This window comes from Janibacter sp. Soil728 (assembly GCF_001428305.1).
GTDB lineage: Bacteria > Actinomycetota > Actinomycetes > Actinomycetales > Dermatophilaceae > Janibacter.
Window position 1 is genome coordinate 73,382 of sequence record NZ_LMRZ01000007.1, and the last position, 24,825, is coordinate 98,206.

A 24,825-nucleotide genomic window follows, 5' to 3' on the forward strand; every position below is an offset into this window, starting at 1 on the left:
TCACAGACCACTACGCCCCTGAGATGGGGGCTCCACAGCAGCGGTGGGACGGCCTCGCCGGATGGTTCATCGACAACGGTCACGACGTCGCCATCCTCACCCCGCTGCCGCACCACCCGAGCGGCAAGGCCTGGCCCGAGACGGAGCACCTCCACCCCGGCAGCGTCCAGGTCGGCGCCCACGGTGAGGTCATCCACCGGGTGGGGTACAGGCCGACGACCGGCTCGGTCTGGTCGGTGCTCGCCGACCAGCTTTACGGGGCGGCCCAGTCTGTGTGGACCGCCCGCCGATTCCGCGGCAGCGCGCGACCCGACATCGTCATCGCCACGGTGCCGGCGCTCCCTTCGCTCCCTGCGGGTGTGGCGATCTCGCGACTCATGCGTCGTCCGCTCGTCCTCGAGATGCGCGATGCCTGGCCGGACCTGCTCGCCGTCATCGACCGGTGGGAGGGGGATCGCCTCTCCGGAGGGCAGCACGTCAAACGCGCCCTGGCCAAGGTCGCCGCGCTCACCACGAGCCAGCTGCAGCGCCGAGCCTCCGTCGTCGTGACGACGACCCACTCCTTCGCCGAGCAGCTGCGAGCGCGCCGGTTCCGTCACGTCCGCGTCATCCGCAACGCCGCCCACCCCTTCAGCGCTCCGCTCGAGCTGCTGCCCCGCGAACCGGCGGGGGAGCTGCGGGTCGTCTATGTCGGGACCGTCGGGCGCGCGCAGGGGTTGGAGACCGGCGTCGAGGCCGCGCGTCTCGCGCGACTCGACGGCGTGACCGTGCACCTGCGGATCGTCGGTGGCGGAGCGGGACGAGCCCTCGTTCAGGAGGCGGCCCGGGAGTCCGGGATCGACGTCGAGCTCCTCGGCATCGTGCCCCGCACCCAGGTGCCGGCCCACTATGCCTGGGCCGACACCGCTCTGGTCATGCTGCGCGACTGGCCGGGCTTGCTCCTGACGATCCCCTCCAAGGTCTACGAGCTCATGGATGCCGGCATGCACATCAGCGCCAGCGTCTCGGGCGAGGCGGCCGACGTCATCGACGAGGCCGGCGGCGGCGACGTCGTCCCCGCGGGGAACGCCCGGGCGCTCGCCGACCTGTGGATCGACCTGGCTCGGGCCGACGGCCCACCCCTGCCGTTGCCGCAGGCGAAGACATGGGTCGAGCAGCACGCCCGGCGCACGGTCACCGGTGAGCAGTACTTGGGCCTGCTCGGTGAGCTGCACGTCGCCGTCGGCGACCGTGGCCTCAGCGGCGGGCAGCGCCTGAGGGCGCTCGCGGACAACGCCGCGCTCCTCGCGACCACCGCCGCCGACCACCTCGACGACGACCATGTCTCCTTCGCAGTCCTCGTCATGCGCAGGTTGCCGGCTCCGCTGCGCAACCGGCTCGCCGGGTCGCTGACCGCACTGCGGTCGCGGCCCACCGCGGCCGCTCTCGGCCACGTGTTGGCAGACCGGCCGGAGCGGGCGCGGACGGACCTCGAGCGGGCCGCGCCCTCTCGCCTGCGCGACGAGCTCGAGCTCGTGCTCTCCGGCACGTTCACGGGCGAAGGGAGACTGGCCGCCCGCGCGCTGTGGGCAGGCGGCGAGATCACGGCCGCGATCGCCGCCCTGGAGGGGAGCGCTCGTCGAGGCGATCAGCGGTACGCCCACCGGCTCCGGTCGGAGCTGCGCCTGCTCACCTCCGGCCACCGGCTGGCCGTGCCCCCGTCGCCGGCCCCGCGACCGCGGGCGCGACGCCGCAGCGTCACGCACATTCTCACCAACTCGCTGCCCCACACGAGCTCCGGCTACGCCCTGCGCACCCACGCGATCCTCCAGGCCCAGTCGGCGGTCGGCATCCGGGCCCGTGGCATCACCCGACCGGGCTACCCCGTGATCGTCGGCGCCCCGTGGGCCCGGGGGACCGACTTCGTCGACGGGGTGCCCTACCACCGGGTCCTCGGCGCCCGGCTGCCCGAGACGACCGAGGAGCGGCTCGAGCTGTGGGCCGAGGCGGTCGTCGACCTCGGGGCACGCTCCCGGACCGAGGTGCTCCACGCGACGACGCACTACCCCAACGCGCTCGTCGCACAGGCGGCCGCGAAGTCACTCGGCATCCCCTGGGTGTACGAGATCCGTGGGCAGCTCGAGAAGACCTGGGCGACCTCGCGCCCCCTCGGGGCCGACGCCGTCGCGCTCGCCAGCGAGCGATACCGCCTGTGGCGGGCCCGCGAGATCGAGATGGCCTGCGCCGCTGACGCCGTCGTCACGCTCTCTGAGGCACTGCGCGACGACCTCGTCGTCCGTGGCGTGCCGCCCGAGCGCATCACCATCGTGCCCAACGCCGTCGACGCGTCGCTGCTCGTCGAGGCCCCACCCGCGCACCTGGCGCGCCGACGTCTCGAGCTGCCCGAGGACGGCATCTGGGTCGGCACCGTCTCCTCGATCGTCGGCTACGAAGGGCTGTCGACGCTCGTCGACGCCATCGCGCTGGCGAGAGAGGCGGGAGCCGATATCCGCGGCGCGATCGTCGGCGACGGAGTGGCCCGACCGGCCCTCCTCGACCAGGTGCAGCGACTCGGCCTCGAGGAGCACGTCTTGCTCCCCGGTCGGGTCAGCCGCGGGACCGCGAGGCTGTGGCACCAGGCGCTCGACGTCTTCACCGTGCCCCGCCGCGACGTCGAGGTGGCGCGGACGGTCACCCCGCTCAAGCCCATCGAGGCAATGGCGGTCGGTCGTCCGGTCGTCGCGAGCGACCTGCCGGCGCTCGCCGAGATCGTCGATATCCCCGGCAGCGGGCTGCTCGTGCGGCCCGACGACCCCGATGACCTGGCTCGCGCGCTCGTCCGGCTCGCTGGTGACGAGACGCTGCGCTCGGACCTCGGACTGCGCGGCCGCGCCTTCGCCGAGACCCGCACCTGGTCGGCGCTCACGCACCGGTACGCCACCCTGTACGACAGACTGACAGCCGCGGAGGTGAGTGGATGACGTCGGTGGAGTACATCGAGCAACCCACGGTGCGGACAGAGTACGTCGACGCGCGGGGACTGGTGCCGGTCGGGCGGCGCCCTTCGCTGCACGACTACATCGCCGACCTCTGGCGACGGCGGTCCTTCATCGTCGCCGACTCCCGGGCCAAGAGCGCGACCTCCAACAAGGACTACCTGCTCGGCAACCTGTGGCTCGTCGGGCGCCCCCTCCTCGACGGGCTGACCTACTTCGTCATCTTCGGCCTGATCTTCGGCGCCCGCGACGGGGTCGAAAACTTCGTCGGGTTCCTCCTCATCGGCATCTTCCTCTTTGGCTACACCTCCCGCTGCCTGACCGGCGGGCTCGGCTCGATCGCGTCCGGCAAGAACCTCATTCGGACCTTCGCCTTCCCCCGAGCGGTCGTCCCGCTCGCGAGCACGCTGCGCGAGATGCTCTCGACCTTCCCCGTCATCGTGACGATGATCGTGCTCATCCTCGTCATCCCGCCGCACGCACGGCTGAGCATCTGGTGGCTGCTCTTCCCCGCCGTCTTCCTCCTGCAGACCCTCTTCAACATCGGCGTCGGCCTCTACGCGGCGCGCTTCGGCGCTCTCGTCCCTGACGCCAAGGTGGCCATCTCCTTCATCTCCCGACTGTGGATGTACGGGTCCGGCGTGATGTTCTCCATCGAGCAGATCAGCGACGGTCACCCCCTCGTCATGGCGATCTCCCAGCTCAACCCGCTGTACTGCGTGCTCGAGCTCTCGCGCGACCTCCTGCTCTACGAGAAGCCGGGCGATGCCACCTTGTGGGTCGTGCTGACGGCGTGGGCCGTCGTCACGCCCGTGATGGGGTTCATCTTCTTCTGGCACGGAGAGGAGCACTACGGACGTGAGTGACCCCCTCATCACCAATGCCAGCGTCGTCGTCGACGACGTGCGCATGATCTACCGGGTCAATGCCGAGGAGGGCGACGGGCGCCGCCGCAGACTGTGGCACCGGGCCACCCAGGTGCACGCTCTCAAGGGTGTCAGCCTCGTCGCGCGCCAGGGCGAGACGATCGGCATCCTCGGGCACAACGGATCGGGCAAGTCGACGCTGCTGCGGATCATCGCAGGCTTCGAGCCGCCCACCTCCGGGTCCGTCCTCGCGTCCAGCACCCCGACCTTCCTCGGCGTCAACGCCGCGCTCCAGCCCGAGCTCAGCGGCACGCGCAACGTGCGCCTGGGCCTGCTCGCCATAGGGCTGACGCCCAAGCAGGCGGACGCCGCGATGCCGGACGTCCTCGAGCTGGCCGCGCTCGGAGACGCGATCCACCGCCCGATGAAGACCTACTCCTCGGGCATGGGGGCGCGGCTTCGCTTCGCCATCGCTGCCGCGGCGCAGCCCGACATCCTGCTCATCGACGAGGCTCTGGCGACCGGTGACGCGGCGACCAAGGCCCGCAGCGACGAGCGGATGAAGACGATCCGCGAACAGGCCGGCACGATCTTCCTCGTTTCCCACGCGGCACAGGTCATCGAGGAGATGTGCACCCGCGCGATCTGGCTGCACGAAGGACAGATCATCTCCGACGGCCCGGCGCACCAGACCGCGCGGGCCTACCGATGGTGGGCGTGGTGCGAGGCGAAGGGCGAGACCGACAAGGCTCAGGTCGTGCTCGACGACGTGATCTCCAGGTACTCCCGGGTCCGCGTCTCCCTCGCGGAGCCGCGCAACAAGCGGACGCGGAAGGCCCGGGCCCGGCGATGAACCTGCCCCGACCGGCAGACGGGTGGCGGCCCGTCGGCGCCGACTACTCGAAGCTGGATCCCGTGCGCGTGTGGTCCTGCCTGGACGACTTCGTGGCCGGCGCGACCCTCGAGCGGGGGGTCGACGTCATCCGGTTGCCCAGCGGGGACCACCTCGACGTCCTCGTCGGGGGCGAGCCAGACGCCGAGGGCACATGCGTGCCAGCCTTCTTCGGGGGCGCCATGCCGACCCGCCCGCAGCACACGCCCCCCTTCTTCTCCGGTCACAACCTCGGGCGTCGCGCCGGTGGTCGGTACCTCGCCTTCTCCGACTCGCTCGTGGCGGCCGAGGTCGACCTCACGCTCGGCTGGTACGCCGGACGGGCCGCGGACCGTGCCCAGGACGCCGTCGCCACCGTGCTCGAGCTGGCCCACCAGCGGTGGGGACGAGAGCTGTTGCTCGTCGGCGGATCCGGCGGTGGGTTCGCGGCGCTGGAGCAGCTGCGGCGCGCTCGTGTGCCCACGTCGGCTTTCGTGTGGAACCCCCAGACGGACATCCAGCGCTACATCAACACCTTCGCCGATGCCTATCTCCGCACGGCGCTGGGGTTGAGCCAGGTCGCGCTCGACCGGCTCTCCCCGGAGGCCAAGGCCGAGCGGGCAGGTGCGGCCGGCATCGAGCTCGCCGCTGCGGGTCGGCCGATCGCTGCCCACGGTGATGGAGGCCGTCTGCTCGTCCTGCAAAACGCCACGGACTCCCACGTCGCCGACCACATGGGTCCCTACCTCGACCGGGCCGACCTCACCGACCGTGGCGCCGGGGTGTACTCCGACGGGCGCGAGACGTGGCTCATCGCCGACATGGGGAATGGGCACGCCGTCCCACCCCGCCAGGCCCTCGAAGCGGGTTTCCTCGGCATGCTGCGGGAGGGCGGCGACTCCCTTCGCCTCGCCGTGGACATGCGGGAGCGCCGCGTGGCGCCGCTCCCACCCCGGGCCAAGATGCCCGTCGACCTGCGGGGCGGGGAGGGCAACCTGCTGCGTGCCGGGCTGCGCGTCACCCAGGACGCGTGCGGTGTCGTGCGGGTCTGGCTGGGGCGACCCGAGCAGCTGACGGACCCGGTGCGCCTCAAGGTGCAGATCCGCTGGACGGACCGGGCCACGTGGCGTGATGTCGCGCCGAGCGGTCTGGCGGCCCTCGCACCCGGGGCGGTCGCGGCGACGGTCCACCTGCGTGACTGGTTCGGTCACACGGTCGACTCGGTGACGGTCCCGCTGGAACCGAGTCCCGGTCGGGGCATCAGCGTGGTCGGCAGCTGCGTCTCCCGCGACGCCTGCGAGCATCTGCCGCCGGGCATCTCGCTCGTCGCCTATGAGGCACGACAGAGCCTCATCAGCGCCTTCGCACCTCCGGTGCCGCTACCGCCCGAGCACCTGCGGCTGACCAGCCCCTTCCAGCAGCGGGTCTTCGAGGCCGACCACGCGAGTGCACTCCCGGACCGGGTCCGTGCCATGGCACCCGTCAGCGACCTGCTCGCCCATGACCTCGTCGACGAGCGCCTCGGGGTCTTCGTGCACCCGGACGGTGGCGTCACGACCCGCACCGTCGAGTGGCTCGCCCTGCACACTGACGGTGCGCCGCCGCACGGCGCGCGGGTCGTCCCCTTCGGCAGCTCCGAGCATCTCGAGCTCTTCCGCTCCGCACTCGTGCGCTGGCGGGCCCTTCTCGAGGAGACCGGGCTGCTCGAGCGCACCGTGCTCGTCGCCCCACCGTGGGCCACCCGGACGACCGTGGGCAAACCGACGGGGGAGAGCTTCGGCATGGACGCCGGTGCGGGCAACGCCGCCATGGAGCCCTACGTCGCGAGCGTCCGGGAGATCGTCGGAGTCGACGTCGTCGGCAGCGACCTCGACACCGCCGCCGGTGAGTCCCACCGTTGGGGGCCGGCGCCTTTCCACTACGACGACGCCAGCGAGCGGGCGCTCGCCGCCGCTCTGGTCGAGCGGCTCCCGCACCCGCCGGCTCTCGGCGGCATCGTCGACGAGGGCGACGGCATCGCCGTGTCCGTGGGCCCATCAGGCCAAGGCTCGCTGGTCGTCGGCGTGACTCTGCCGCCCGGGGACAAGGTGGCCTTCCACCTCTTCCGTGGGGCCGAGCGCGTCGACATGACGGGGTACGACACCACACCCGGACGCAGCTACTGGCGCCTGGACCCGGGTCGCTACATCGTGCGGGTCTTCGTGCTGCTGCCCGACGGGACCAGGCTCTCCCGGGCCTCCGTCGGCGTCAACGTCGGCTGAGCGAGGACCGGAGACCAGCAGCGAGGTGGGCGTAGGCCGCAGCGGTGTAGTGGAAGGGACTCGCCCCCCACTTGTGGTCCCGCGTGGACGCCGTGAGCTCCGCGGGAAGGCTGACCACCGGCCAGCCGAGGGCGCGGACGCGGTCGTAGTAGCGGCGGTACTTGACGTTTGCTCGGTGTGGAGGAAGATCCCAGTCGGGGATGTCGAGCGACTCGCCGTCATCCATGGTGCTGGCCCACTCCGTCTCCAGCAGGATGACCCGGTCGCTCAGCCCGAGCTCCGCGATGCCTGCGGCCAGACGGGCGACGGCCGGTGACCACAGCGCGAAGTGCTCGTCGGTGCCGAAGTCCACGCGGTGACCGTCGCGGGTCGCCGCGTCGCCCCCGGCCTGCCACAGCTCGGCGTGACGGCTCACGTAGCCGCCGCCGACCTCGATGACGCCGCCACGCTCGTCGATGAGGTCGAGCACGAGCAGGTCGATCTCGTCGGCGCGGCGAGCGATCTCTGAGAGCGCATTGCCCTCGATGTCGCCCTGCACCATGCGCCGCTGGAAGGGGGACTCGATGTGGGTCAGCTGCGGCCAGACACCCTCGGCGGGACGGCCGGCGCTGATCGCGGACTGACGGGCCACGTAGGCGAGGAGCTCGTGGGTGTCAGCCATTGTCTCCAAGGTGTCCCGTGAGACGCAGCTGCCGTAGATGAAGGTACGGACCCGGCCCGACCCGGTGTCCTCCCGGGACGTGTCGTCCGTGCTCATGCCCGACCGCCTGTGATGATCTCACTCAGTCTGGTGGTGGTGCGCTCGTGGGAGAAGGCCGTGTGCGCCTGCTCGACGTACGCCCGGGCGTCACGCTGCTCGCCGGCGATGCGCTCGACCATCGACTCGACGTCGGGGCTGATCCAGTCGCGGGGGTAGATGAGGTCGGAGCCGGGCCAGGCGAGCAGGGCCGGGAGCGCTCCGGACGCCGCGCCGTCGGCGACGGTGAGGTGGAAGGACTCCCAGTCGCTCGTCGACAGCGCGACGCCGATGCCCTGGTACCACTGCGCCATGTCGTCGCCGTGCGGGTCGAGGACCACGGTGCCGGGGTGCTCGGCGTTGAGCCGGTCGATGCGGGCGAACTGCTCGTCGTAGTAGGCCATCTCGTCGGGCCGCTGGGCCATCCACGGGTAGTCGGCCGGCGTCCTGCCCTTGATCCGCAGCGAGTAGTCGAGGCCGCGACCCCGCAGCCCTTCGAGGACGTCGAGGGCCCGGTCGAGCCGCTTCGATCGCGCGACGATGCCGACGAGGCCCAGCGTGGTCTCGACGCCCGGCAGCTTGGGTGCGTCCAGGCCCTCGAGGTCCACGGCGTTGGGCACGACGTGGGCCTTGCCCTCTGGGACGCCGTGGCTCGCCACTGCAGCATCGCGGATGAGCTCACCGACGAAGACGTAGGCGTCGACGCGCGAGTGCTTGATCGTCGACAGGTAGGGGCGGCGCAGCTCCTGCGAATGCACCCGCACGACCAAGCGCTGGCCCGGCATGACGTGCTGGCTGTACCAGACGGCATTGCCCAGACCCCACTCGCAGACGACGATGTCAGCGCCCTGGAGCAGCTGGTTCGACCGCTCCTCGTCGTGGTTGGCGTGGTCGCGCCATTCGTCGACCTTCACCTCGTGCCCATGAGCGCGCAGGTCGCGGATCATGGCGCGGGCGAACTTCAGGTCGTGACCGGCCACGACGACCCGCAGCCGCCGCGGCGACGTCGCGTTCGTTGCCGGCTCCGCCTTCTCGCCCGCGCGGACGTGCGGCTCCGGCAGGGTGAGGTGGATTCCCTTCGCGTCGTCGCTCTCGAGCGCGCTCTCGTAGGGGTGCTGGCTGGCGTGGTGCGTGCGGATCAGGCTCCGGTGGACCAGCGCGGGCGCGGCCATCGGGGTGCGCATCTCGTGGGCGAAGGCGTCACCGGCCGCGTGGTCCGGGTCCACGGTGCCGCTGATGCGCTCCCAGTTGCCGAAGGCGCGGGCGTGCAGCAGGTCCTCCATACCGGTGCGCGCGGCGACCGGCTCGTCCAGGCGGGTGATGTAGTCGGCCGTGACGGCGGCGTAGAGGTTGCGGCCGTCCCACTCCAGCACATCGATACCGAGGCGGGTGAGCCGCTCGCGCGCCGCGGTGGCGTCGCCCACGACGAGCACGCGCGTCGGCAGGACTGACTGGTGGGCGAGGGAGTCGAGGACGTCGGTGCGGAAGTCGTCGACGACCGCGGCGTAGGTGGGCAGCACCTGCGCCCGGGTCGCGATGCCGGCCGTGCGGGTGAGCAACAACATCGCACTCGTCACCGTGTGCGAGCGCAGCACCGTGCGCATCTGGCGCCAGGCCTCGCGCAGGCGGGCCTGCGGGTCGCTCGACCACAGGCCGAGGGACGCGCGCCACACGTCGGCGTCGTTGACCGCGGGGATCGTCGGGCCGAGCGACTCGACGATGCCGCGGCCGGGACCGGAGAGCACGACGCCACCGCATGCCGCGACCTCGACGACCCGGCGGGAGAACATCGTCGGGGAGTCCGCGACCGAGTTGACGTTGAGGTTGGCCAAGTGTGACTTGTACGAGTCGATGACCGCGTCGTAGGGGAGGGATCCGCGCACGTTGCCGCGAAAGATCGCGGGGAAGTGGTACGGCGAGTCAGGGATAGCGGCCTGTCGGTCGTAGATGCTCAGCCCGAAGGGCTGGGCGACCGTGAGCACCCGGCTCAGCTCGGCCGACCGCTTCGCGTACCGGTCGCCGTAGTAGGTGCCGGCGTAGGCGACCGAGGGGTCGTACGGTCGGTTGCCCGGCAGCGGGTTGTGGATGAGCGGTTGGGCGTAGAAGGGCAGGCCGGACGCCGTGCGGACCGTGCCGACACCGGCGGCGAGGTAGCGCGGCACGCAGTTCGCGTCGGTGGTGAAGACGTGGTCACACAGCGAGGCGGCGGAGATGAAGCGCTCGATGTGGACCGGGTCCTCCTTGTTCCAGAAGACCGACGGGATGCCGAGCTCACGGGCCCGCGTGAGCAGGGCGACGATGTCGGCGAACTCGTCATCGTCGTAGCGGCCGACCCCGCGGTGCCACTGGCCGTCGTTGCCCTTCCACGCCGACTCGACAAAGACGAGGTCGAGCCCGTCGAGCTGGTCACGCCACCCCGCACGGTCGAGGGGCACCAGGTCGAAGGTCGGGCGCAGGGTCTCGGTCGTGAACTCGTCGGCGATGATGCCCACCCGTAGCGAGCGCAGCTCGCGGTCGGTGCTCGGGTCGTGCGCGGCGACGGCCTCGGTGGCTCGGGCGTGGGCGCCGCGGAAGGACTGCGCCACGCGGACCCAGGTGCGCTCGTCGATGGTCCACAACCGGCTGCGGCGACCCAGATCGGCGCGGAGATCCTCGTCCGCGAGCAGGGGACGCAGAGCGTCGGCGAGGGCGCGGGCGTCATCAGCGGGGACGAGCACGGCGCGTTCGCCGTCCGCCCCGGCCAGCGTGCGGTGCGGGGAGACATCGGAGAGGACGACCGCCTTGGCGCAGGCGAAAGCCTCGAGCGGCTTGAGGGGGGAGACCATCTCGGTGACGGGCAGCGAGCGGCGCGGGCACGGCATGACGTCGAAGAGGCTGATCATCCGCTGCATCTCGCTCGCGGGAACCCGACCGACGAACCGCACGGTGTCACCGAGGCCGAGGCCTTCGGCCTGCTTCTCCAGGGCCGGCTCGGCCGCGCCGGAGCCTGCGAGGACGAGCTGGGTGTCCACCCCTTCGTCCCGGAGCAGGGCGACGGCCTCGATGAGCAGGTCGAGGCCCTCGTAGGGGACCATCGAGCCGGCGAAACCGATGACTGGGACGTCGGTGCGCACCCCGTGCTTCTTCGCATAGGCCTCGTCCTTGGGCAGCGGGACGAAGACCGTCGGGTCGACGGCGTTGGGCGCCAGAGTGATCTTGTCGCCCGGCACTCCCCGGCGGATGAGCTCCTGCCGGGTCTCCTCGGTGATCGCAAGGACCGCGTCGGCCTCGGACGCGACGAGGGTCTCGAAGTCGACCTGCTGCTGGTAGCGCTCGGTCGAGTCCCAGCCCTCCTTGCCGGAGGCCTCGGTCACCTCCCACAGGCCCCGCACCTCGTAGACGAAGGGGACCCCGACCCGGCGCGCCGCGATGAGGGCGGCGAGCCCCGTGACGTGGTTGGAGGCGGACTGGATGACCGCCGGCCGGCGCAGCCGAGCCTCGCGGACGAAGGCGTCTGCGCAGGCAAGGATGTAGTGGTCGATCGGGGTCGAGCCCAGTCGCGGGCCGGGAAGGTGCGTGTACTCGACGTCGTCGAGCGTGACGACCTGGCGATGGGCCTTGGGGGCTTTCTTGTCGACCTGGCTGTCCCAGGGATAGCCGGCGCGGGCCACGACCGCCACGTCGACGCCGGCGTCGCCGAGGCCGGCCGCGACACCGCGGGTCCGGGTGGAGTACCCGTTGGTGTTGTAGGCGGGGGTTGAGTGGACGCAATACAGGACGCGTCCTGGCTCCGGCACGTAGGCGGCACCGGCGGAGCGGGGCGGCACGGGGATGCCCTGCGCGCGCACCCGCGCGGCCGCGACCGCCCGGTCCATGAAGATGCGCTGCTTGGCGTCGAGCGAGGTCACGAGGCCGGGGTGCTCCGAGGCGATGCGGTGGGCCTCGGTGATGGACCCGAGGCCGAACCACGCGCGGTTGAGCGCGTTGACGAGGTTGCCGGCGGTGGGGCGTTCGGCGAGCTCCGCGAGCAGTTCCTCGTAGGCCTTCGCCGAGGCGCGGGCGTGCTTAGGCTTGGCCAGCTGTGCAGGGACCTGCGCAGGTGCAGCCGCGGCGGCCTGGATCGGCGCGGGGGACGAAGGGGAAGCCGCCGCCTTCGTCGTGGGGGCCGGCTTGGCGCCGGGCCTGAAGACACGGCCGGGGGAGGTGAGGGCCTTGCCGACCCTCATCGAGCGGGAGGTACGGACCCGCTGCAGGTCCTCCTTGAGACGCGCGGTCTCGGCGCGGTACGCGCGCAGCGCTGCCTCGGCCGAGGCGAGCTCGGCGCGGGATCGGTCGGCGCGGGCGAGAGCGCCTTGGCGCTTCGTGTCGGCGGTGGCCAGGTCCGACTTGGCGGACTTGATCTTGGCCTCGACCGCATCGAGCTTCGACCTGAGGCCCTTGGCCTTGGCGGCTTGGCGACGAAGGGTCTGCAACTCTTCGAGTACTGCTGCCGGGTCGGAAACGATCTCTTCGAGAAGCTGGCGGGTCAACGCCTCGTCGTCCTGGAGTTCGTCTGGGTGCACGCACAGTCCTTCGGCTCGGCTCATGTCGTCGAGGGCCACCAAGTCCGCGCCGGCGACGTTGATCTCGCCGTGCACTCCCCGAAGGCGTCCCTAGACTAACCTTCGGGAAGCGGTGCTACCGATACAGCGTGCGGGAAGGTTGGAGATTGGGTTCGGCGATTGGCTTCACAACTCTTGAAGAGGCTGGATCCGGGGGCCTGAACGCTCCAGTCAACCGCATAGACAACCCACGCGACTGCCAGCCGGTCGGGAACTCGCCCGTCTCCCGATGGCAACTGGCCACCGGTGACGGAGTGCTCGATTTCTTGGTGGTCTACAAGAGGGCAGGCGCGCCCTTGGTCTGCAGCTTCCACGGTGCTCTCGATCGCGAGAAGTACGAGCTCCCTCGATTCGAGCGCATGGCATCGCTGGTTGCCATGGACGTCAATTCCGTGTACGTCGCCGATCCGCTGCTGGCCCTTGACGACAAGTTGCAACTCGCATGGTTCGAAGGCGGCAGGGGATCCCGCCTAACCCGCGATATAGCCGCCGTGGTTGAGCACCTGAAAGCCAGTACGAGCTCGCGGGCGGCGTTGCTCACCGGCTCGTCGGGAGGCGGGTTCGCATCCTTGCAGGTCGCCCCGCACGTTCCGGGTTCGGTGGCGGTCGTCTTCAACCCGCAGACCACCATCGGCGGGTATCTCGCCGGAGGGACCGGTCATGGCGCCAAGCGGGACTATCTTCGAGCCGTCTGGCCTGACGAGCACGCCGCCATCGGAGGCAAGGTGGAGGCACTCGAGGGTCCTCTGGGCTTCGAGTCCCTCACAGATCCTCGGACTACCGTTTGGCACCGGTATGAGTCGCCCGTCTCCTGCTCGATCGTCTACTGCAACAATCGCAACGACTTCCATGTGACGGACCACTATCAGCCTTTCGCGGATGCGATCACACGAGGCAACAACAAGGCCAAGATGTATGTTCTCGAGTACCCAGGGGGGAACGGCCACATGCCACCGTCACCTGAACAGTTCGAGCTTGGGTTGGCTCTGGGCTTGCGCTTGGCGACCAAGGAGGCCCCATGACGTCGGCGCGTATCTCGTTCATTCACCCGGTGCAGGAACTCGAGATCGGGGGCGGCCAAGGCTCGCAGAACGTCCTCTTCCCCGCGGCGTCCTTCGCGGTGGTCCTCGACGAGGTCGAAGCTGCCGACAGGTCCATCCCCCGGGTGGAGTGCAGTGGCTGGAGTTACTCCACCTCTCTGCAAGCTCGCTACTCCTACTTGTCCGATGTGTCCGTCAGAGGACACATCGCTTGGACGCTCGGCAAAATGGAGTTTGATGTGCCAGTGGCTTCCGTTCGGGTGACGGTCGTGCCTTGGAGTGCTCGCAAGGCTCCATGGCTTGACGAAGTCGTCTGGGAATCGGTCGTGTACCGAGCCAGTACACCGGGCTCGGCTGGGCAGACGACGTTGTCCGGAATCGCAACCCTCGAGGCAAGCTGACATGAGTGCTCTCGTCAACATCATCGTCCAGCACCCACCTGTTCCGGGGTCAGATGCGTGGGCTGCCCTCACGGCCAGTGCGCAGTCGGGCCACGTCGAGGTGTCCCTCCTGCTGCCGGGTGAGGGGCGGTCACGTTACGTGGACGTGCCGGCGGGCGTCTCTATCGTGGATCAGGGCGACCTGTCACCGACCCAAGGTGTCAACCTTGCGGTTGGCCTCAGCAGCAGCGACATCGTCCTCGTCCTGGAGGGCGAGACCATGCTCGAAGGCCGAGCAGTCGAACCCATGGTTGAGCTCGCCGATGGTTGTGCCGGACGCCAGTGGGCCGTCCTTGACCGCCGCGTCGACGCAGGGCAGGGAATCCGCTCGGCCTCGCCTTCAGCCACTCCCGGTGGGGCACTGCTCTGCGACCGGGAGACCTTTCTTCTGCTGCGGGGTCTTGACGAGTCGGTTCACACCGCGGTGGGGCTGCGGGACCTGACAAGGCGGGCACGGGACTTCGGTGTCCCCGTCCGCGCTGTGGAGGGCACCGATCTCTTCGTGACCCGCTTTCCGTCCAGCTACGAGTCGTCGATCTGGCACGAGCCAGCTGCGACACTGAACAAGACCTACGCCGAGGTGGACGCCCGCGAGGAGATCTTCGTCAACCTCCGGGATTGGGCGGTCCCCGTGAGTCTGCGTCAGCCGCTGGTGTCGGTAGCGATCTCGACCAGGAACCGAGCGGGCTTCCTGCGCGACTCCTTGCAGTCCGTTCTCTTCCAAACCTTCCAGGACTTCGAGGTCGTGGTTGTCGACGACGGCTCGACGGATGACTCGGCGCGGCACGTCGTGGCTGAGCTCGCGGATCCGAGGATCACCTACCTGCGGCAGGAAGCCCGGGGGATTTCCGCTGCCCGCAATCTGGCCGCGGACAAGAGCGCTGGATGGTTCACGGCAGTGCACGACGACGACGACATCATGCTGCCGTGGCGCCTTGAGAAGGGCTTGGCGACCTTTCGCCGAGGTGTCGACGCCACCTATGGGGCGTGGGTCAACTTCGACGAGAAATCCGGAGAGTTGCGGCGGTTCCTCACCAAGAAAGACTTCGGTGTCGCGCTGAATGCCTTCTCGGGTCAGGGCCCGGGGCACGGGACCTGGACCCTCCCGACTCACCTCATCCGCTCGAACCGATATGACGAGGGCCTCACCTCTTCCGTCGATCACAACTTGGCAACCCGCTTGGCCTGGAACGGGGTCAGATGGCGGCACACCGAGGACGTGCAGTACCTCAGACGAGTTCACGCTGGTCAGATCTCGAATGTCGAGGCCGCTACGCAGAAGGCGGGACACATCCTCACGATCTTCGCCAACACCTTGTCCGCGGGCCCGGCCGATGTTGCGGCGCTGAAGGCGGCCGGGAAACAGTTGCACTACCCCAAGATCGGAGAGGGTCAGGACCTCTTCCAGACCTATGGCCCTTGGCTGCCTGACGACCTCGTGGTTCGCCAGGCGAAGGTGACCGGCAGCGTGACGCAGCGGCTCTTCGAGCTCGACATGCCGCCTGTCCTCAACTACATCCTCGAAGAGCGCGACGCCCAGACCGGAAGGCTGCGGACCGAGATCGGTGAGATCGGTGAGATCTCGTTCGCGGACCTCGTCGAGTTCCGCCGTTGCGGGGTGCCTGAGCTTCGACTGACGGCGCAACTTCGATCCTCCGACGAGGCAAACGAGCACGCGTTGCCGGTGGCTTCCGCTTCAGCCTTCGAGAGGCTGGCGGCGCTGCTTCGGACTCGGGCTCCCGAGCGGAGCTGCTTGGTGCTCCAGACTCCGGACGACGGGTTCACCGCTCCTTCCTTCGGTGAGGCCTATGCCGCGATCCGAGTGGCAGCTGCCAGCAGGTTCGACGGGAGAGTCAAGTTGCTCGGCTTCTTCTTCGCTGACGACGACGCCGCGCTGAAGGCCCTTCGGTGGATGCATCGGCAGCATCCGACAGTGCTAACGCATCTGGTGACGACTGGGCGCCCCGCCCCTTCCATGATCACCTTGGGAGAGGAAGGCTGAGATGCACGCCGCAACAACTTGGGACAGCTCCGGTCGGACGACGGTCGGGATCTCACGTGACGTCGATTCTGAGATGACCGCGCTCTTGGTCGTGGATGCGCCGGTCACCCCCTCCGCGGACGTGGCCGTGGTGGCCATCGCCCTTATCGCCCCGCACCGGCTCGTCGAAGGAATGACTGTCGGAGGAGCCGGCGTCAGCGGTCCGGTTGCTCGCGCACTGCTGCGCGAGTTCGGGGATCAAGGGTTGACCATGTCCTCGGACCGCCAACTGCGAGAGACTGTGGGAGGAGTTGGTCTGACAGCAGTCCTCGACTGGTCCGGCCAGGGATGGTCAACAGGCTCTGGAGACGGCGAGCGCAGGAGCATTGTCATTGCTCCGGTTCCGCTCGGTACGTACTCCGGACGGCTGTTCTCCACGGGACGGTTTGTCCTCGCCGCGTCCGCTCATGATGGTCGCAGCGCGGAGACTACAGCGGATCTCGCCGCCCAGATCGTGACGACCCTGCTTGTTGCCGAGAGACTTCGGTGCGACGAGATCCTCATTCCGCGTCTTGGGTTGGTGGCCGACCCGGACTTCGAGACGCGTGCCAGAGCGCTCACCTGTCCGTTGGGAGTCACATTGTCGTTCGTGGATTCCTTCGCTGTCGCTGGGACCGTTGGCATCGACCGAGCGCATGGCCTCCGCGCACCCGGAGGTGAACTTCGTTGAGTCACGTCGTCATGCCCGTCCGCACAGTGGCCGACTGGGGCGGAGTGCACGAGTGGACCGTAGACGCGGCTAGTACGCTGCGAAGGCACGGACACCGCGTCACCATGGTGGGGTCTGGAGAGACCTTCGAGAGCCGGGCGCGGGCCACAGGCGCGGAGTTCCTCACGGTGGACTGGACCCGTCTGGACGAGGCAACGACCCGCATCGTGTCCGAGACCTCGGATGTGGACCTCTTCTTCGCTCATGCCCCGCAGGCGCGCATGGTTGCGCTCGACGCAGGACGACGCATAGGGGCTCCGGTTCACGTGATGTGCCACGGCGCGTACCACGACTTCATGTACGAGTGGGCCGGCGAAGCAGAGTCCGTGGCCGCGGCCAGCCCTTCGTTAATGTACTTCGTGCAGCAGATCGGCAAGGTCGAGCCGTGGAAGTGCGCACTGGTGGCCAACGGCGTGGACGAAGCGGTCTTCGACCTCCCGATTCATGACATCGAGGCGAAGGTTGCATCAGGAACGGGACGCATCGTCACGGCCTCGAGGCTCGCTGTCGACAAGATCCGGCAGATCGACGTCGTCCGCGACGCGTTAGCTGCGTGTCTCAAGGCGTATCCGGACGTCGCGTGGGAGATCGATGTCTACGGTGATGGGCCGGAGCGCGCCTACTTCGAGAGTGCCTACAGGCTCATGCTCGGCGACCTCGGGGCGGGCAAGGTGAACTTCCACGGGTGGGTTCCCCCGTCGTCGATCCCCTCTGCACTGAACGCCGCAGCCGTCTCGGTGATGGCGGGGATGGGAGGCGTCCGATCCGTTGCTGCCGGGACGCTGACGATCGGCGCCGGTGCTCGAGACAACCTAGGGGTCCAAGCGGGACGCAACCTGCGTGCCGGCATCTTCAGCAACTTCGGGGATCACGGTTGCCCGAGATTTACGCCAACTCCGGTCGACCGTGACCTCGAAGACCTCCTCAAGCCTGGCGCGTACAGCGAGACCTTGGAGCTGAATCGAAGCATCCTGCGGCGGACGAATGCACAGGGAGTCGTCGATGGGCAAATGCTCGGGGCGCTCCAAATCATCTAGGCTCGCCCGGCGGTTCCGCGCCCGTCTGCAAAGCTTCTGACGTCCGCGACAATGCGCTGGGCGCGTCGCAGGAAGGTGTGCTGAGCGCGGATTCTCGCCGAGGTGGTCGCCAACGTAGCTGGATCAGGCCGATGGCCCGTCAGCAGCGCTTCGAGTTGGTGAAGGTTCTCGTAGGTTCGGACGGAACTGTCGAAGATGTCGTCGATGCCCGATACCGGGTCCGAGATGCAGGCAGCTCCTGCCGCCGTGGCATCGAAGAGCCGATTCGACACGAAAGCGTGGTTGGCCATGTCTTCCCAGTGATCGTTGAGTACCCACGCGGCCTGGCCATAGGCGAAGGGGAGTTGTTCGTTGGGGAGGTAATGACCCCCGAGAAGTGACGACGGGATGAACTCGTCCCAACCCGCTCCGTACACGAGCGGCTCGAGTCCCAGCTGGAGGCAGTCGTTCACGATCTTCCGGCCGCCTGGGCGTGCGTTACCGACGAAGAGCAGGCGGCCCGCCGCAGGATGACGAACGTGCGCCGTCGATGGATGGAAGCGTCCGGCGTCCGTGCACTGGAGGAGGGGTGTGATGTCGATATCCGCCCAGGGTGCCCACTGTCGGGAAGCGGCGTACACCAGATCGGCGGACAAGAGTTCGTCGCGTCCAACCTCTTCTGGGTGACTGATCACCCAGACGACGTTGAGGGCGCCGTCCCGCGCAGGGAGCGGAGTGGTGCCTCGTAGCTGGACAACGACGTCGGCGTCGCGAGTCTGAGGCTCTTCCCTTCGCACCACGGTTGCGGTGTGCCCCATCTGTCGGAAAGCGTGGGCCAGAGCAATCGCATAGTGATAGTCGCCCCAAAGCAACTCGTTCGGACCACGCGTGGCGGACGTTTCGATGTCCACCGTGAGCACGTCACCGAGGCGCCGAGTCGGTGAGTCGTCTCCGACGGGTCGGTTCGGAGGTTCCAGTCGTGAGGGCTGGAGGGGATAGCTAGTGACGGCCAGCGAGGTGAGAGTCAGCTGGGCGTCTGGCTCGGCGCCGCTGAGCCCGATCTCCTGAATCTTCATCCCGGCCGGGATGTACACCTTGGACGTTCGAGGCGCCGATCCGCTGAGCGGGACTGTCGCCGTGTACCCCAACTCGAAGGGCGTCAGGCCGTAGTGTTCCACGCCCGCCGGGTGGGGGCGGACAGACCGAAATTCGACGCGTGCCGTGTTGTTCGCGTCATCATCGTCGGTCGCGATCGTGATGTCGATGGTTTCTCGCAGTCCGTCGACCAGAGGGAAGATGGACCCACCACGCAGGGCTGCCTTCCCACGGAAGAGTTCCCGCCTGTGCGGTGAAGGGCTGGAGCAGATCAGCGACTCGAGTTCCTCGCGTGACCGAACCACAGCGCTTCCGAGGACCTGAGGGAACTGCTCGCCCGTCGCGACGAGACTGAGCAGAGAGTCGAGGAATCGAAGGAGATAGCCCGGCGGAGGTGCGGTGTGTCCGGCACCCCAGTGCTGGACCAACGTCTGGACGTTCCCGTGTGGCGCCGCTGCCTCGATCAGGGGTTGAAGATGGTCCAGAAGGTGATGCTCGTCGGTGGTGTTGGTGAGGCAGTAGGCGAAGTTTGCAGGACCGTCCGCGTAGTCAACGCACACGTCGTGCCGAAGATCGGCCGTGTTGACCTGACCGTCGACCGTCCAGCAGCGCTCGAGAAATGCGTCCTTGAGGGTGTCGGAGTGCCGCAGGATGTCCGTCTGGGCATTGACAGCCACTGCAAGGCTCCCGGGGGACGACGCGCTGTACCGCAGCGCCGCGAAGCCGCCACCACTGATGCCGAAGTAGAGCTCACGTCGTGCCCCGGACAGCTCGACGAACTTGTCGATGACCTGACGTAGCTCCGACGTGTAATCGAAACCGATTGCACCCGCGTACCAGGCCAAGCTCATCGTGCCGCTCAGGTACAGCGTCGCGTCGTGTACGAAGAGGAAGTTGGCCCGCGCTGCTCGTCGCCACTGGGCGAACATGGACATGCCGTTGAAACCGGGGCGAATGCCTGGGGCGGCGAAGCCCGAGGCGTTGAAGACGACGATGAGTGTGTCGGCACCCGTGTCCCAATACACCGCATCGGTGAAGACGCCGGCACTGGTTGGAATGGCGTAGAGACCGGAGGGCGCCTCCGCCAGCGTTAGAAAGTCACCCAACGACTCGAACTCGAAATGCGGCTCCCGGATGCGTATGACGTCCCGAGTCAACCCATCAGGGTACTGCTGTGGTTCCATGACTCCTCAACTTACGCATCCCGGCCGTCCTGGCCGGTTCAGTGGGACTGCTGGAGCAAAGGTAGTCCAACCTACGAGGGGGATCCATCGAGGGAGGCGACGTCTGCGTCGCCTCCCTCTCGGTGCCTGCGTCCCGCGCGTACCTGCCGCCATCTCGATATGACGAAACAACGTCAGCGCCAACCAGAGCTATGGAGCACGTGAGCAAGCGTCTCCCTCCACCATCCGGCGCTGGAAGGCGCTCAGCAGGACCGACGGATCGAAGGGCGGCTCTCCGGCCGGGCCGAAGGCGCTGATGAGGCTCTGCCGGGCGACGAAGGCATCGAGGCGGAAGAGGCCGGGGTCGAGGAAGGCGAAGGTGTCCCGCGTGGCCTGGCTGCCCGTGACGAGCACCCGCACCCGCTGCGGGGTGCGGGTGAAACCGCCCGGCACGGTGACGATCTCGTGCAGGAACCCATCACGCAGGTGTGCTCGCACACCTACGGCCCGAGGATCTGCGTCGAGCAGCACGAGGGCGTTGTCACGCTGCAGGTGGCTGGAGATGACCGTGCCGTGACGGTCGACGACCTCGAACCGGGTGGTCACACCGCCGTAGCGGGAGGGGCGCCCCTCCCAGACGACGGTAGCTCGCGCGCTCCCGTCGGCCTCCCGGGTCGCGGCGATGCTCGTGCGGCCGGCGATGTCGTCGACCTCGCCGCGGAGGTCGCTGCCGGGACATCGCAGTGACGCTTGCCCGCTCCAGCCCGAGCGCGACGCAGAGGTAGTCGAGGACGGGACCCTCGTCGTAGTCGAGCAGGTCGGTCTGCGGGTTCCACACCATGGCTGAGGCGGGGACGTCGAGCCGCGCGCCGAGGAGCATGCAGGAGAAGCCGGCACCCGAGCCGCCCGCGAGCAGCACGGGGCGGTCGACCCGGCGCTGAAGATCCTCGAGCAGGCGAGGTGCCCCTGGACGTCCTCGCCGGCGCGCCCGGCGTACCAGCCCAGACGCAGCACGGGGTCGACGGTGAGCGTCGGGTCGCTGATCGCGACGAAGGGGGTTTGCAGACTCATACCCAGGCCGATGCCGGAGAAGAACGGGCCGGGTCTCCCTTCCCGCTTGGACACCGCCCCGGACAGGACGAAGGGCACGCCACGACCGGTTGCGATCGTCGTGAAGTCGCCGGCAAGCATCATGTCGATGTGAGCGCCGGAGGGAGCATGACGACGTGCACCCCGGTCGACCATGTCGGGGCGGCGACGAACTGCTCGATGGACTTCCAACGGAGCACGTCCGGTAGGTACCTCGTGTAGTCGCTGTCCCCGGGCAGGGTGCTCATGGCTGTGACTCGTCCCCGAACCACATGAGCATGGCGCTGGCCGAGTACAGGTGGCGCACCCGGGTGCGGTTCCAGGTGCCCGTGCGGGCGAGGTCCTGCAGGTACGACACGTTGACGACGTCGGTGTAGGTGCTCAGGTCGGTCTGCTCGAGGACCCGTCGCAGCACCGTCTGGGTCGACTCGAGGTTGACGGACTGCCAGTAGATGATGTCGAGCGCCTTGGCCCGTCGCAGGACGGTCTCGCGGCGCTCCGCCGACATCGGTGCCGGGGTGGGGCCGCTCGCGGGACGAGCGGGCTTCGTCGACCACGTGATCTGCCCGTCGGCGAAGGGCAGGCCGCGCCGCGGTCGTCGCTGCCGCCGGTACTCGATCGAGGAGCGATCCTTGTCGAAGGGGTACCGCGAGAGGTCGTGGCCGAAGGACTCGAGCAGGTCGTAGCCCAGGACGTTGGCCCGGCGGGCGAGCCCGGGGAGCTCGCACGCCGCTTGGAGCGCAGAGACGGAGTAGAGCGGGTTCACCCGTGCCCCGACACGGCTCCAGCTGAGCGAGGTGGCGCCCATGTGGTAACGGTTGCGCACGTCGGAGTAGTAGACGTCGCCGACGAAGTCGGCGGGCACGCCCGAGTCGTGGATGCCCGTGAGCAGATCGGTGAGGCGACCAGCGAGCAGATCGAAGGCGTGCGGGCTGAGGATGCCCTGGTCAGGGGCGGAGCCCACCATGGCGGTCATCAGCGCGTGCCCGTCGGCCCACGGGGATGGGCCCTGCCCGGGGATGGCGTGCGTGTAGAAGGAGCGGAAGAGCTCGCCGTAGCCGCCGCCGGCCGCGACGACATCGAGCGGGTCCTCAGTGCCGGTCGGCCCGACGTTGGACATGCCGGCGGTGTACCCGAGCAGAGCGAGCTGTTGGTCGGCGAAGCTGCCCAAGCGGTGCGGGACGAGCCCCGCCGACGGGGAGCGCACGAGCCCCAGCGTGCGGGCCAGGCCGTCGGCGACCTCACGGTCGCGGGACTCCGGCGGGCCGCTGCAGAAGAACTCGAAGCGGTCTTGCACACCCGCCTCGAGGATCGCGCCGAGCACCATGCGGGAGTCGAAGCCGCCGGTGAGGTGGGCGATGCGCTCCTCGGCCGGGGCTGCGGCGATGGCCGCGATCGAGTCGAGGACGTCGGCGCGCACCGAGGCCAGACCTTCGTAATAGCTGCGCGGCTCGTCGAGGACCGGCGCCACGTCGTAGCGGACCTCGCGCAGTTCGGCCGAGGTGATGTCGAGGTGGGTGAAGGTCGGGACTCGGCGCCCACCCTCGTGGCTCGTCTCGTAGAGCCCGCCGCTGCCGAAGACGGTGCGCTCGACCTGGTACATGAGGTCCTTGCCCGGGCGCAGTCCGAGGTCGTCGAGCACCTCGATCAGGGCGGCGTAGTCGGAGGAGAGGACCTGCACGCCGCCGACCTCGTGGACGAAGACGGTGGCACCGCCGAGCGCGTCGGGCAGAACCACGAGCCGCTGGGTGGGGGCGTGCCACACGTAGGCGCAGGATGCCTGGCGCGCGTGCCGGCCCCACCAGTGGGCGAAGGTCACCGGATCACGCCCGCCCCACACCTGCTGGAGGTCCTCGCCGGAGCGCAGGAGCCGGCCGTCGGCGATCGCGACGCCGTCGAGCGAGACGCGTCCCTCGGCACCGGTCGCCGTCTGCGCGCCACGCGACCAGCGCACGTGGAGGCCGTTGCTCAGCGTCATGAGGTCCGCGGGTCGTGGGAGCCCGTCGAGGGCGCCCACGACGACGACCGTCCCGGGGGCGATCCCGCCGTCGAGTGGGGCAGCATCCTTCGGTGTGAAGGTCATCGAGCCCGACCTCTTCGGATCGTGCCGAAGCCGTGGACGTCGGCGTTTGCCAGCATCTCTGCGTCACTCGCGTCCCACGTGTGCTCGCCGGCTCCGCGCCGCACCTGCTCGAACTCGAAGCGGTCTGCGGAGTACACCCGCCCGCCGGAGTCGACTACCCGCCGGAGCAGCTCGCTGTCCTCGCCGACCTGGCTGTCGGGGAAGCGGTGCTCCAGGGCGACTGGCCTCGGCATGACCATCGTCGGTCCGGCGACGAAGTCGGTGAACCGGTGCTCGCGCTCGGGGAAGCGCACGATGTGCACGCCCTGCTGCTGCAGGTGCATCTGGTGGGCCTGCTTGCCGACGACGTCAGCGCCGGAGTAGTCGAGCGCCTGCAGGCTGTCGAAGAGGTAGTACTCGCCGTAGAGGTCGTCGTCGTCCATCTTGGCGACCACGTCGCCGGTCGCTGCGTCGACGAGTCGGTTGAGGCACGCGCCGAGGCTCGCCTCCTGCTCGGCGTGCAGGACGAGGAGGTCCTCGATGCCGTGTTCGGCGGCGAGCGAGCGCACCCGGGTCTCTTCGTCGAAGCCGTGCATGAGCAGAGCCAGCTGTACCCGGACGTCCCGCTGCTGCCCGACCTGGGCGATGACGTGCTCGAGCTGGTGCGGTCGGTTGGTCGACACGAGGGCCGTCACGGTGCGTGAGGTCCGCACGTGCTCCTGCAGCCCGATCTGGGCGAGCACGTCGTCGATGCGCGCGGCATAGGTGTGCTCGCGCCAGATGCGGCGCTGCGCGCGGTGGACCATGTGGTCGCGCAGCAGCGGGCTGCGCACCAGCGCACGCAGCATCCACTCGGCGTCCTTCGGCTCGCTGACCCGCACGACCTCGTCGTCGGGGAAGAACGCGTCGAGCGCGGGACTGGGCGTCGACACCACCGGGGTGCCGCACGCCGAGATCTCGAAGACCCGCCGTGCGCACATGCTGGGGCTGCCCACGACGGAGTTGACGTTGAGGAAGACCTTGAAGGACCGGTAGGCCGTGAGCGTCTGCAGGTAGCTCAGCGACCCGACGACGCGCGCGTCGAGCGGCGGGGGGAACTGGTAGTTGGCGTCGCCGCCCGCGAAGCGGGAGAAGATCTCCAGCCCGTGCTCCATCCGCGAGGAGACCCGGTCGGCCGCGCCCAGCAGCAGATCCATCTGCTCGCGCCGCTCGGGGTACTTGTGCGCGAAGTACATGCCGGCGAAGGCGATGTCGCGGCTCGCGTGCCCTTGCTGGGGACGGATCGGGTTGTGAATCCGCTCCTGGGCCGCGAAGGGCATGACACCCACCCTGTCGTGGCCCAGCCGCTCGCGGTACCGCGGCAGCATCTCGACGTCCGTCGTGAGCACGTGGTCGAAGATCGCGGCGGTGTCGACGAAGTCGTCGAAGTGAACCGGATCCTCCTTGCACCAGAAGACGGTGGGCACGCCGACGGACCGGCAGTGCTCGACCAGCGCCACGAGCTCGGCGGAGGGGGCCTTGCTGCCGGTGAGCTGGTAGCGCCACGTGCCGCCGTTGCCGTGCCACGCCGACTCGACGAAGAGCAGGTCGACGCCCCCTTCGACCTGGGTGCGCCACCCCGCTGGGGTGACCTCGATCTGCTGCCACTCCGGGGCCAGCGCCAGCCGGCTGAAGTCGTCGAGGACAACCGCCACGCGCAGGTCGGGGCGGCGCGGTGGACGTTGTGGGATCGGCCACTCCGGCAGCTCCGCGTCCTCCCGAACGGCGACCCCGCCCTGCTGCATCCGCTGGCGGCGGCGCCACGTGCGCACCTGTGAGATCCCGCCGTGGCGTAGGTGCCAGAAGGCGGAGCGCGCGGTGGACAACGACATCTGACAGGCC

General features: G+C 69.0%; 16 protein-coding genes. 9 read left to right on the forward strand and 7 right to left on the reverse strand.

The features are described 5' to 3' along the window. The first annotated feature begins 23 nt into the window (after positions 1-23). From ASG73_RS16350 to ASG73_RS16365, 4 genes are read left to right on the forward strand one after another with little or no spacing between them, the layout of a single operon-like run. Positions 24-2,960, forward strand: coding sequence for a glycosyltransferase family 4 protein (locus ASG73_RS16350; RefSeq protein ID WP_156466351.1), 2,937 nt, complete (start codon positions 24-26; stop codon positions 2,958-2,960). Next, positions 2,957-3,841, forward strand: a complete 885-nt coding sequence (locus ASG73_RS16355; protein ID WP_055997870.1) for an ABC transporter permease — start codon at positions 2,957-2,959, stop codon at positions 3,839-3,841. The genes ASG73_RS16350 and ASG73_RS16355 overlap by 4 nt, the downstream gene beginning before the upstream one ends. Next, positions 3,834-4,694: an ABC transporter ATP-binding protein gene (locus tag ASG73_RS16360; protein ID WP_055997873.1), complete on the forward strand. Its 861-nt coding sequence runs from the start codon at positions 3,834-3,836 to the stop codon at positions 4,692-4,694. Before ASG73_RS16355 ends, ASG73_RS16360 begins: the two co-directional genes overlap by 8 nt. Next, positions 4,691-6,973, forward strand: coding sequence for a DUF6270 domain-containing protein (locus ASG73_RS16365; RefSeq protein ID WP_055997876.1), 2,283 nt, complete (start codon positions 4,691-4,693; stop codon positions 6,971-6,973). Before ASG73_RS16360 ends, ASG73_RS16365 begins: the two co-directional genes overlap by 4 nt. On the opposite strand, the gene ASG73_RS16370 is transcribed toward ASG73_RS16365, so the two are convergent. Together ASG73_RS16370 and ASG73_RS16375 are read right to left on the reverse strand one after the other, a co-directional pair. Further along, positions 6,960-7,730, reverse strand: coding sequence for a DUF6270 domain-containing protein (locus ASG73_RS16370; protein WP_055997879.1), 771 nt, complete (start codon positions 7,728-7,730; stop codon positions 6,960-6,962). The two genes, ASG73_RS16365 and ASG73_RS16370, sit on opposite strands and share 14 nt — an antisense overlap. Then, positions 7,727-12,250 (reverse strand): glycosyltransferase, encoded by a 4,524-nt coding sequence (locus ASG73_RS16375; RefSeq protein ID WP_156466353.1) that lies wholly within the window; start codon positions 12,248-12,250, stop codon positions 7,727-7,729. Before ASG73_RS16375 ends, ASG73_RS16370 begins: the two co-directional genes overlap by 4 nt. A gap of 146 nt (positions 12,251-12,396) precedes the next feature. On the opposite strand from ASG73_RS16375, the gene ASG73_RS16380 reads away from it, so the two are divergent. Genes ASG73_RS16380 through ASG73_RS16400 form a run of 5 tightly spaced genes read left to right on the forward strand, consistent with a single transcriptional unit; the run spans position 12,397 to position 17,556 of the window. Next, on the forward strand, positions 12,397-13,311 hold the full coding sequence (locus tag ASG73_RS16380; RefSeq protein ID WP_156466354.1) for a hypothetical protein: 915 nt from the start codon (positions 12,397-12,399) through the stop codon (positions 13,309-13,311). Next, positions 13,308-13,730 (forward strand): hypothetical protein, encoded by a 423-nt coding sequence (locus ASG73_RS16385; protein WP_055997889.1) that lies wholly within the window; start codon positions 13,308-13,310, stop codon positions 13,728-13,730. Before ASG73_RS16380 ends, ASG73_RS16385 begins: the two co-directional genes overlap by 4 nt. A 1-nt stretch (position 13,731) precedes the next feature. Beyond that, positions 13,732-15,771: a glycosyltransferase family 2 protein gene (locus tag ASG73_RS16390; RefSeq protein WP_055997892.1), complete on the forward strand. Its 2,040-nt coding sequence runs from the start codon at positions 13,732-13,734 to the stop codon at positions 15,769-15,771. A gap of 1 nt (position 15,772) precedes the next feature. Beyond that, positions 15,773-16,480 (forward strand): hypothetical protein, encoded by a 708-nt coding sequence (locus tag ASG73_RS16395; protein ID WP_055997895.1) that lies wholly within the window; start codon positions 15,773-15,775, stop codon positions 16,478-16,480. After that, a complete protein-coding gene (locus tag ASG73_RS16400) occupies positions 16,477-17,556 on the forward strand; it encodes a glycosyltransferase (protein WP_200946916.1) in 1,080 nt (359 codons plus the stop codon). The genes ASG73_RS16395 and ASG73_RS16400 overlap by 4 nt, the downstream gene beginning before the upstream one ends. On the opposite strand, the gene ASG73_RS16405 is transcribed toward ASG73_RS16400, so the two are convergent. The 5 genes from ASG73_RS16405 to ASG73_RS16420 all read right to left on the reverse strand — a co-directional run bounded on the left by ASG73_RS16405 (position 17,553) and on the right by ASG73_RS16420 (position 24,815). After that, positions 17,553-19,814, reverse strand: a complete 2,262-nt coding sequence (locus tag ASG73_RS16405) for a glycosyltransferase family protein (RefSeq protein WP_055997901.1) — start codon at positions 19,812-19,814, stop codon at positions 17,553-17,555. The two genes, ASG73_RS16400 and ASG73_RS16405, sit on opposite strands and share 4 nt — an antisense overlap. 189 nt (positions 19,815-20,003) lie before the next feature. Next, the gene (locus tag ASG73_RS16410; protein WP_055997904.1) at positions 20,004-20,984 is read right to left on the reverse strand and encodes a DUF6270 domain-containing protein; all 981 of its coding nucleotides are present in this window, start codon (positions 20,982-20,984) and stop codon (positions 20,004-20,006) included. Continuing rightward, positions 20,984-21,130: a hypothetical protein gene (locus ASG73_RS18005; protein ID WP_156466355.1), complete on the reverse strand. Its 147-nt coding sequence runs from the start codon at positions 21,128-21,130 to the stop codon at positions 20,984-20,986. The genes ASG73_RS16410 and ASG73_RS18005 overlap by 1 nt, the downstream gene beginning before the upstream one ends. Beyond that, positions 21,127-22,965: a hypothetical protein gene (locus ASG73_RS16415; RefSeq protein WP_055997907.1), complete on the reverse strand. Its 1,839-nt coding sequence runs from the start codon at positions 22,963-22,965 to the stop codon at positions 21,127-21,129. The genes ASG73_RS18005 and ASG73_RS16415 overlap by 4 nt, the downstream gene beginning before the upstream one ends. Beyond that, complete coding sequence (locus ASG73_RS16420) at positions 22,962-24,815, reverse strand: glycosyltransferase family protein (RefSeq protein WP_055997910.1); 1,854 nt, start codon at positions 24,813-24,815, stop codon at positions 22,962-22,964. Before ASG73_RS16420 ends, ASG73_RS16415 begins: the two co-directional genes overlap by 4 nt. Between the last annotated feature and the right edge of the window lie 10 nt (positions 24,816-24,825).